The sequence below is a fragment of the Clostridium sp. AF34-10BH genome (assembly GCF_003478095.1).
GTDB lineage: Bacteria > Bacillota > Clostridia > Lachnospirales > Lachnospiraceae > Acetatifactor > Acetatifactor acetigignens.
Map to the genome: position 1 here is coordinate 1 of NZ_QUEC01000056.1, position 8532 is coordinate 8532.

Consider the following 8532-nt stretch of genomic DNA (forward strand, 5'->3'; position numbering starts at 1 on the left):
CAACGGAACAACACTGATGGCAGTTTGTGTTGAGTTCAAGAATTGTGCAAATTCCGATTGTATAATCACTTAATTTAAGGGTTTCATTAGCTGTTATATTTTATTAATAAACTCCCCGCTAACCCTTATAAACACTAACTTTTCTGTAAGTGAGCTTTCCCTTAGGTATTCCCTTGTGTTATATCGTTTCACAAGGCTTTACGAACCCTCGTAAGGGAAAAAATAAGGGAAGCAAAATCGCATAACACATTATAGCATAATATGAACGGACTGTGTGAACTGCTTGAAATGCTTTTTGAATTTTACAGAAAAGAGGATTGGTTTAATGAACATAATATATGCAGATTACAACATTTATCATAACAGCATTGATATATGCACTTATGCCGGATATATTCTTCGGATTGATTGTGCAAAGGCAGAGGAAGGATTAAAGACAACACCTAATTCAGAGTGTGCCTTGAATGCTTTGGCAATAGACAATCCTGTGAAGTATGCTCGACTTTATCTTGACGGTACTATGCAGATGTAGATAGATGCGGAAGATTCGTTGGAACTATGGTAAATAATTCTTAAGTCAAAACAAGCACCAAATGACATTACAAGTCATTTGGTGCTTGTTTTATAGATTCCATCCTCGATAGTGTATGTTGCTTCATAAACTATTTTGCATTGTGGTTCATTATATTGAATAAAAATAGCATAAAACACAACGTAATCGGAAACAGGAGTCCAATGCGCATGCCCACATGAATACTACCTCCAAACATGTCCGCAACCCTTCCTACAATGGCTGGACCTATGCTTCCTCCAAGATCACCTGCCATTGCTAAAAGTGCAAACATTGCAGTTCCTCCTGTTGGAAATGCTTTGGAAGAGATGCTGATTGTACCGGGCCACATGATTCCTACAGAAAACCCACATACAATACATCCAGCAAGTCCAATGATCGGATTTTCTGAAAATGACGCTAATAAATAACATACAAAACATAAGATACCGGAACCAATCATAAATCTGTTTAGTTTTATTTTATCACCGGCTTTTCCAAACAACACTCGTGAAATTCCCATCGTCACAGCAAACATACAAGGTCCGGCAATATCTCCCACTGCCTTTGAAAAGCCTAGGGCTGATTCTGCGTACGCAGATGCCCATTGTGCCATTGCAAGCTCCGATGCCCCGGAACAGACCATCATCACAATGGCAATCAGGAACATGGGATTTGAAAATAATTTTCTGATTCCCATTCCCTGTCCTTCCTCTACTAATGATTCAATCGGACAAGTTGCAAAATTAATAATATTGATAGCAGGAATTAATGCAAAAATAACAGCAAGCCATTTCCAGTTGCCAATTCCAAATAGCAGAAAAAAAACGGTCGAAACAAGTATAGTTCCAACTGCTCCCCAACAGTAAAAGGAATGCAGAAGGCTCATAGTAGCCTCCTTGTTCTCAAACGGACATGCTTCCACAATAGGACTTCCTAAAACCTCGATTAAGCCACTTCCAATCGCATACAAAATGACACTTATAATAATACCAATAAACGGAGATGGAATTATTTCCGGTAAAAATGCCAAACCTACAAGGCCTGCAGCCGAACATACTTCAGAAGCAACAATGCATACTCTATATCCAATTTTGTCCACGTACTTGGCACAAAACAAATCTACCAAAAGCTGTGTAAAGAAAAAGGATGTTGATATCATAGCAATGTTTCCAAGTGAAATATTGTAATCTGTATGAAATTTCAGAAATAGTAAAGGTGCAAAATTCGCAGCAACTGCCTGCGTAATAAATCCCAAATAACACGCTAATTTTGTCTTTTTATAATTCTTCATCATTTTTCCTCAACTCTCTTTGTTGTTATTCTTAGATAATGCTCATCTCCACACCAAACACTTCCCTCATAGAACGCACCTAAGTATCTTGGTTCACAATTCACTATAAATGACTTTTCAATAAGCATTAACATAAATTCATTTACCTGTTCCTCATTATCTAAAATGATAGAAATACATTCTTTTTCATCACATAAACCAAATTCAACCTGTGCATACATTTATCTTCTCCTTACGTCTAAATAGAACTATATAGCAATTTTGTTTATTTTTCACTATATAATATCGCAATTATGCTGTATAATATCGTAAAACAGATTGTTCAGGAGAGGACTGCCATGTCGCAGAAAGAAAAGAAAAAGCTTGTAAGTATAAAAACCGATGATACACTGATGGAAACTGCTTTACATGGGACTCATCTTTTTCCATACAAACTCTATGATGATAACATAACTGATTATGATTTTAACTGTATTGACTGGCATTGGCATACCGAATTTGAATTTGTATATATCGAATCCGGTATAGTTCACTTTAATGTAGGAGAAGATAATTTTGACATGTCCGAGGGACAGGGAATATTTATTAATTCCAAAGTTGTTCATAAAATGCATTCCGAAAATGACGCTGTAATTCCAAATTTTCTCTTTCTTCCGTCTCTGATTGCTCCGAAAGAAAGTTTAATCTATCAGAAATTTGTGTTACCCTTTCTGAACTCATCTTTGGGTTATTACATTTTTTCTTCTTCACAGGAATGGCAGAAAGAAATTTTGTCTGAAATGCAAAAGCTTATACAGTTTAGCAGAGGTGAAATAAATGAACTACAAATATCTGTTCAATTACAAAAGATATGGGCACTCATAACTTCAAATGTTATTTGTTACCCAGAAACTCAAAATGTGAATTCTTCCTCACTTGCACGGTTACAAATGATGATGCAGTTTATACATTCGAATTACCCTGAAAGCATTTCTCTTTTGGATATTGCCAAAGTTGGGGAAGTGAGTATCAGTACTGCCTTGAATTTGTTTCGTAATGTACTGAATACATCTCCTGTCAACTATCTGATATGCTACAGGTTAAGGAAGGCAGCATTACTTCTTACCAATACAGAAAAAAAAGTAAGTGCCATTTCAATAGAAACTGGATTCAGTAATACAGATTATTTCTGTAAAACATTTAAGAGAATGTATTCCTTAACTCCTACAGAGTATAGAAACGTAAAGAAATGAATTATCCGACGAAAAAAGGGCGACTTATCTCGCCCCTTTATCTCTGCTATGGTAATTCCTTTGTGTATGCTGCTGATCAGCTTCTCTTTGATATATCCGTAATCTTTCTTCAAAGGTTGCTTTTGGTGGTGTTTTCTCCCCATAGTTTTCTTCCCATGTGGCAACATCCATCTGATACTTATACGTGGCATCCTGAGCGATTTTATTGCATTATAGAATTGCTGTACAGTATCGAATCCATATCTTTTTACAATACCGGATAATCCCGATTTGAGAATATCTATTTCCTCATTCTTTCGCTCAATCTTACTGTCAACAGCTGGTCGGGATCATATAGTTCGGGGAAAGATTCTGGTAATGCTATAATCAGTTCCCTTTCACTTCCACACATTAAGGCATACCTACACCACCAATCTTCTGTCAAACGGAGCACAGCCAAAGGATGTCCATTCCACCAGTGTTTACGGACTCTGGTAAGGGAAAAAGCAAGGGCACAAGATGTCCGGTGGACATCTGCTCTGTGCCGACCGAAGCGGCAGCGGAGACCAACAAATCATATAACACAGTATAACATAAAATGAAACTGACATTCAATAAGCTTAAGACCGAATTTCATCAAATATGAATTTCGGTCTTTTTACTCAGTTTATATATAAATACTTTTTAAAATTTTCCGTTCTGGTGCTACCATGGCTTATTAGGATTTCCATTTACTTCCGGTTCCAAAGCGTCAGCAATTGTTCGCGGATCGGTGCATAATGCTCCCCCATAAGTCCGAAATCCATGTCCTTATAAGTCCAGACAGCACAGCCGATACCGAACTGCCGGAATACGGTATCCACATCCGTGAACCAGCGCAGGGTATCTTCTACAGGAGCCTGATCAATAACACCGAATTCTCCACAGTACAAAGTCACTCCGGCATTTTTCGCAGCAGTAACCGCTTCCATTACCATTTCCGTGATAAATTCGGTTCCCATAGTCTGTGACTGTGCCTTGCAGACTACTTCTCCCTGATATCCGATGGGCAGCGACTTTGTACGATAATAGTCCATTGCTTCCGGATAATAGATATCTTCGGTCTGGCTAATGGTCGGTACCCAGTGTGCTTTCTGATGGGTAAACAGCAACGGCTCATAGAAATGGAACGTGAACAATATATTTTCATCCTTGGGCTTCTCTAACAGCTTCAATGTCTTCACACTGTTCCATTGAATTCCGCCGTATATAATAATGGTGTCTCTGGCTATTCGGCGAATAGCGTCCACCGTTTCCGCAATGAGCAGATTCCACGCTTCCGCATTTTCCTGCTCTACCACTTCATTCAGCAGTTCAAATGCAACATGTGTCTCGTTCGCATAATGCTCTGCAATCTTGATCCACAGATTTACAAAACGCTTCTGCACCATTTTATTTGTAAACAGAATATTCTTTTTCTGATCCCCGGCATTATTAAAATCATAGCCATACGCTTTATGCAGATCCAGTACAATGTTCAATTCCTGCCGTTTACACCATTCCACCACTCTGGTCACATAGGCAAAGCCCTCTTCTCTGGTTCTGCCATATTCATCTTCCAGTACTTCATAATCAATTGCCAGACGTACATGGTCAAATCCCATGGAAGCAATCTTACGAATGTCTTCCTCCTGAATAAATGCATCGTAATGTTCTGTGCTATGCACACACTGAGATAAATAACCACCTAAATTAATACCTCTCTCTAATTTCATGCTCTTGCCCTCCTGATCCTTCGCAACGGAAAATTAATAATCCTGCAATTCTTCTTTTCTCTATCCTATAATTTCAAACATCATTTATATATCGTTTCTATATTATTTTTATCGTTTTTATGCTATATTATAGATAGCTATCAGCGTGCCACTATCTTCACTCCACAAGAGAAAGAACCGCATAGCAGTTTTGAAAAGCATTTTCATAATTTCAGAAAGGTGTCCATATGAACATTCCTCAGGAACTTCTCTATCAACAATATGTCCGCAGAGAATTAGAAACTTATCGCGCCCCTTATGATCCGGAAGCGGAATTCTACAGCTATGTCAGGCAGGGAAATACCGAAAAAGTAAAAGAATTATGCCGTGAATCTTTTCAGGAAAAGAAAGGCCTGGGTGTCCTCTCGGATTCTCCTCTGCAAAATCTGAAATACCACTTTGCCATCACTGCTGCTATGCTGGCAAGATACTGCATCGAAGGAGGTATGGAAGTCACAGAGGCTTATGATCTCAGCGACTACTACATTCATAAAGCGGATCTAATGAAATCAAAAAAAGAAATTTCCGCCCTGCACCCGCAGATGTGTCTGGACTACACTACTCGTATGGAAAAAATGCATAGAAATCATGCCTGCTCCCGTCCGGTTGCCCAGTGTCTGGAATATATCTATGATCATTTACATAATCGTATCACTGTCCCGACGCTCGCCGCTCATGCCGGCATATCTCCCGGTTATTTAAGTCACCTGTTCGCAAAAGAGATGGGAATTTCTGTCAGTTCCTATATACAGAGCAAAAAAATAGAGACCGCTCAGAATATGCTTTGCCATTCCGATTATGCGATCTCTGTAATTTCTACTACCCTGGCGTTTCCCAGTCAAAGTTATTTCACCTCTGTATTTCGGGAAAAGACCGGGAAAACACCAATGCAGTATCGTGCAGAACACTTCCGCACTTCCGGCATCCAATAAATTGCTGATCTGAATAAGATTAGTAATCTCAGGATATACCTGCCCCGATTTCCATTTTGCCACAGCTTGCCTTGATACTGATAATTTTTCTGCCAGTTCTTCTAGCGTTAACCCTCTATTTTTACGAATCAACTGTAGTTTTTCCGAAAAATCATTCTTGACCACCTCCAGAATCATCGTGCACCAACGGGGAATCTAATCCAATATATTGCAAGTTGCAATTATGCTACTTATATTATACATAAACACCATCTTAACGTCTTAATTTTCGAATATTCGGATTGACATTTCTTCTACCATATTATATTATCTATTCATAAAAGAAATGGGTTTTGTGCCAAGTAAAGCCTTATGGCTCCAACGGGGTGCTCGTTTCTTTTTTTATATCCAGAATATCATACAAATACATTTTTCCATCATTTGCATGCCTTATTATCAAAGATGTATGAAATACGTTATATCTTTCAATATCTTCATTATCACCATATACCGGTAATGCAAAATAAGTATCATATCTATACCAGCCATTCCTTGCATTCCAATTATGTTTCCCCTTATTATTTTCTCTAAAATATCTGCCTGTTGAAATTTCTATCATTTCAGGAATTCCCTGTGTTGCATTCGCTTTAGCCTTTGCAACTGCTCCATTCAGCCTTTTGGTATATACTGATCCCGAATATTCACTTGGCAGATCAGATCCGATATATATAACATCACCGGTAGACGCCACCTTATAAAAATCGCCGACATATTCTTTCAAATATGCCCTCACTTCCTTCCAATCGATGGAACGTTTTCCTTTAAACCGGATATCATTAATCACCACAATACTATTCCCATCAATATCCTGAACAACCGAAACATTCCTCTGTTGTGACTGGTTACTATCGTTGATTTGTTTACAAACATCAAAAAGTGCTAGGTAACTGATGATTCTTCGTCTACTCTGTGTATCAGATTGCCGAAACAGTTCAATCATATAATTTTCTTCTGACACATAATCGTTGGTTGCGGTCTGTTCTTCATTTTCTTCTACACAAAGCAATTCCACAAGCGTCATATCTAGTGCCTTGCATATAGACACCAGTTTATCCGCCTGTGGATTGATTTGTTTCTTTCGCCAGTCACTGATCGTACTGGTTGCGATACCTGTTCTTCTGGACAGTTCCGTCTGGCTCATATGTAATTCTTCAAGTCTTGCAAATATTTTCTCATATATCTTCATGGCGCAATATCCTTTTCCCAACCTTCCCGTTTCCGATTTTTCGGATATTGTATCATGAATAATCTCTTTTATCAATACTCTAACAGTACTATAGATCCTGAGTTATTGTTCTATTTGCTCTCCGACAAATAGGAAGTTATCGCTTTACTTTTGTTGTATCTTAGCCAAAATACTTTCTATTACAAGTGTTACTGTTATAAAGGCTCCTACAAGGGTATAGTAGTTTAAGCCATACATCAATGGCAAAAGAGAAATAACTACCGTAATAATGGAAAGGACAAACAATGCTTTGAGAACACCTTTCTTCTTCAATGAAAACAATGAAAGTAAGAAGATGGCAACAGTAAGTGTGGCTGTAATAAGTGGAGCAAAATTTGCATAGCCAAACGGTGTAAGGCTAAAGTATGAGAATGTTTCTTTTACTCTTTCTGTTGGAGATGTTGCAAAAATACAAACTGCTCCCAAGGGTAATAATTCTAACACTATTGTTAAAGCTGGCAAAACCGCTAAGCAGACTTTCTTCATGTTGTATATCTCCTTTACAAATCCCGATTTGTTTAACCTCTTAAAATCTTTTTCTTTACAAACATGGAAATTAACTCTGCTACAATTCCTAAGAGCAAATATCCAAACGCATATAAAATAAATGCTTTTTCTCCAATACTAAAGAACAGCCATGTCCCAAGCAAAAAGAATAGTGCTGTAATAATTGGTAGTGGCCAAAATATTTTTATGTCCTTGCCAGCGTATGCTCCGGAACAAATTGCATAAATAGGATTCACTGCAAAAAACAGAATGAAGCAAACTGCCATGCCGCCATCACCTTTTATGAATGTAACCGCAAGCCATGGAAACACCAACATAATTACTGCTGTCGCTAACATCCAAGGTATAATTTTTTTCATGTAATCCACCCCCTTGAGCATATATCGATTTATCTATTTGCATAATCAATCAAAATCTTCTTACAACTACTACAACGATAAGCTTCACAATGAGGGATTCCTCCTGAACCTTTACTCAATTCCAGATCGTCCGATTTTTTAATACGAAAAACTTTTGTCAGATTATCAACTGCAAAAGTAATGTCTCGTGAACTCATTAGGTATCCTCTAATCATTTCATCACCACAATATGGACATTTCATGCAGATTCACCTCCTATAAATTCTGATTTTTCGTTCTCTGCGACTTCCTAATAAACGGGAAGTTATGGCTTTAATTTTCTCCAAATAACCAGCTTTAGGACAATACATACGACCACCCCAACAGCCACCATGGCACCATCCAACAGTAACTCTGTGTACCACGGTGCAGACTGCATGACATATAGATTTGAATAGGTTTTAAAATGCCAAAACTTATAAATTCCGAACCCAATGAAAACTCCTATGAATGAACCGATAACGATGTTTAAAAAACAATTCAACTTTCTCAGCATGGCAGTGCACCTCTTTCCAAATTCCGATTTTTCATTCTCTGCGACTTCCCAATAAACGGGAAGTTGTCAAACAGCGTTCGTTGTTTC

Annotated in this window: 10 protein-coding genes and 1 pseudogene; 3 read left to right on the forward strand and 8 right to left on the reverse strand. The window is 38.0% G+C overall.

Annotated elements, in window-relative coordinates:
- Window positions 1-325: 325 nt before the first annotated feature.
- A complete protein-coding gene (locus DWZ61_RS19080) occupies window positions 326-532 on the forward strand; it encodes a DUF6061 family protein (protein WP_117467504.1) in 207 nt (68 codons plus the stop codon).
- Window positions 533-662: 130 nt separating this feature from the next.
- Here the strand turns inward: DWZ61_RS19080 and DWZ61_RS19085 are convergent, their stop codons facing one another.
- Entirely contained in the window at window positions 663-1847 is a 1185-nt protein-coding gene (locus DWZ61_RS19085) for an MFS transporter (protein WP_347475470.1), read from the reverse strand.
- Window positions 1844-2065, reverse strand: coding sequence for a hypothetical protein (locus tag DWZ61_RS19090; protein ID WP_117963126.1), 222 nt, complete (start codon window positions 2063-2065; stop codon window positions 1844-1846). The genes DWZ61_RS19085 and DWZ61_RS19090 overlap by 4 nt, the downstream gene beginning before the upstream one ends.
- Window positions 2066-2182: 117 nt before the next feature.
- On the opposite strand from DWZ61_RS19090, the gene DWZ61_RS19095 reads away from it, so the two are divergent.
- Window positions 2183-3076 carry an AraC family transcriptional regulator gene (locus DWZ61_RS19095; RefSeq protein WP_022350131.1) on the forward strand — a complete coding sequence of 298 codons (894 nt, stop codon included), beginning with the start codon at window positions 2183-2185 and terminating at the stop codon, window positions 3074-3076.
- Between the two features lie 710 nt (window positions 3077-3786).
- On the opposite strand, the gene DWZ61_RS19105 is transcribed toward DWZ61_RS19095, so the two are convergent.
- Window positions 3787-4809, reverse strand: coding sequence for a cellulase family glycosylhydrolase (locus DWZ61_RS19105; protein WP_118540086.1), 1023 nt, complete (start codon window positions 4807-4809; stop codon window positions 3787-3789).
- Between the two features lie 227 nt (window positions 4810-5036).
- Here DWZ61_RS19105 and DWZ61_RS19110 point away from each other — a divergent pair, with 227 nt between their 5' ends.
- Window positions 5037-5780, forward strand: coding sequence for an AraC family transcriptional regulator (locus tag DWZ61_RS19110; protein WP_117467509.1), 744 nt, complete (start codon window positions 5037-5039; stop codon window positions 5778-5780).
- A gap of 36 nt (window positions 5781-5816) precedes the next feature.
- Here the strand turns inward: DWZ61_RS19110 and DWZ61_RS19115 are convergent.
- From DWZ61_RS19115 to DWZ61_RS19135, 5 genes and pseudogenes are all read right to left on the reverse strand, one after another.
- Window positions 5817-5957: pseudogene (locus DWZ61_RS19115) on the reverse strand (helix-turn-helix transcriptional regulator); the annotation flags it as partial.
- A gap of 172 nt (window positions 5958-6129) precedes the next feature.
- The gene (locus DWZ61_RS19120) at window positions 6130-7005 is read right to left on the reverse strand and encodes a helix-turn-helix transcriptional regulator (RefSeq protein WP_118540087.1); all 876 of its coding nucleotides are present in this window, start codon (window positions 7003-7005) and stop codon (window positions 6130-6132) included.
- A gap of 144 nt (window positions 7006-7149) precedes the next feature.
- Window positions 7150-7530, reverse strand: a complete 381-nt coding sequence (locus tag DWZ61_RS19125; protein ID WP_117998218.1) for a hypothetical protein — start codon at window positions 7528-7530, stop codon at window positions 7150-7152.
- Between the two features lie 32 nt (window positions 7531-7562).
- Complete coding sequence (locus DWZ61_RS19130; RefSeq protein ID WP_117497714.1) at window positions 7563-7910, reverse strand: hypothetical protein; 348 nt, start codon at window positions 7908-7910, stop codon at window positions 7563-7565.
- Between the two features lie 29 nt (window positions 7911-7939).
- Window positions 7940-8152, reverse strand: a complete 213-nt coding sequence (locus DWZ61_RS19135; protein WP_055157826.1) for a PF20097 family protein — start codon at window positions 8150-8152, stop codon at window positions 7940-7942.
- Window positions 8153-8532: the final 380 nt, after the last annotated feature.

Excerpts from the sequence above, each read along its gene's own strand:
- DWZ61_RS19095 (WP_022350131.1), top strand. The coding sequence starts at position 2,183 with ATGTCGCAGAAAGAAAAGAAAAAGCTTGTAAGTATAAAAACCGATGAT.
- DWZ61_RS19135 (WP_055157826.1), bottom strand. The coding sequence starts at position 8,152 with ATGAAATGTCCATATTGTGGTGATGAAATGATTAGAGGATACCTAATG.
- DWZ61_RS19085 (WP_347475470.1), bottom strand. The coding sequence starts at position 1,847 with ATGATGAAGAATTATAAAAAGACAAAATTAGCGTGTTATTTGGGATTT.
- DWZ61_RS19090 (WP_117963126.1), bottom strand. The coding sequence starts at position 2,065 with ATGTATGCACAGGTTGAATTTGGTTTATGTGATGAAAAAGAATGTATT.
- DWZ61_RS19105 (WP_118540086.1), bottom strand. The coding sequence starts at position 4,809 with ATGAAATTAGAGAGAGGTATTAATTTAGGTGGTTATTTATCTCAGTGT.
- DWZ61_RS19110 (WP_117467509.1), top strand. The coding sequence starts at position 5,037 with ATGAACATTCCTCAGGAACTTCTCTATCAACAATATGTCCGCAGAGAA.
- DWZ61_RS19080 (WP_117467504.1), top strand. The coding sequence starts at position 326 with ATGAACATAATATATGCAGATTACAACATTTATCATAACAGCATTGAT.
- DWZ61_RS19125 (WP_117998218.1), bottom strand. The coding sequence starts at position 7,530 with ATGAAGAAAGTCTGCTTAGCGGTTTTGCCAGCTTTAACAATAGTGTTA.
- DWZ61_RS19130 (WP_117497714.1), bottom strand. The coding sequence starts at position 7,910 with ATGAAAAAAATTATACCTTGGATGTTAGCGACAGCAGTAATTATGTTG.
- DWZ61_RS19120 (WP_118540087.1), bottom strand. The coding sequence starts at position 7,005 with ATGAAGATATATGAGAAAATATTTGCAAGACTTGAAGAATTACATATG.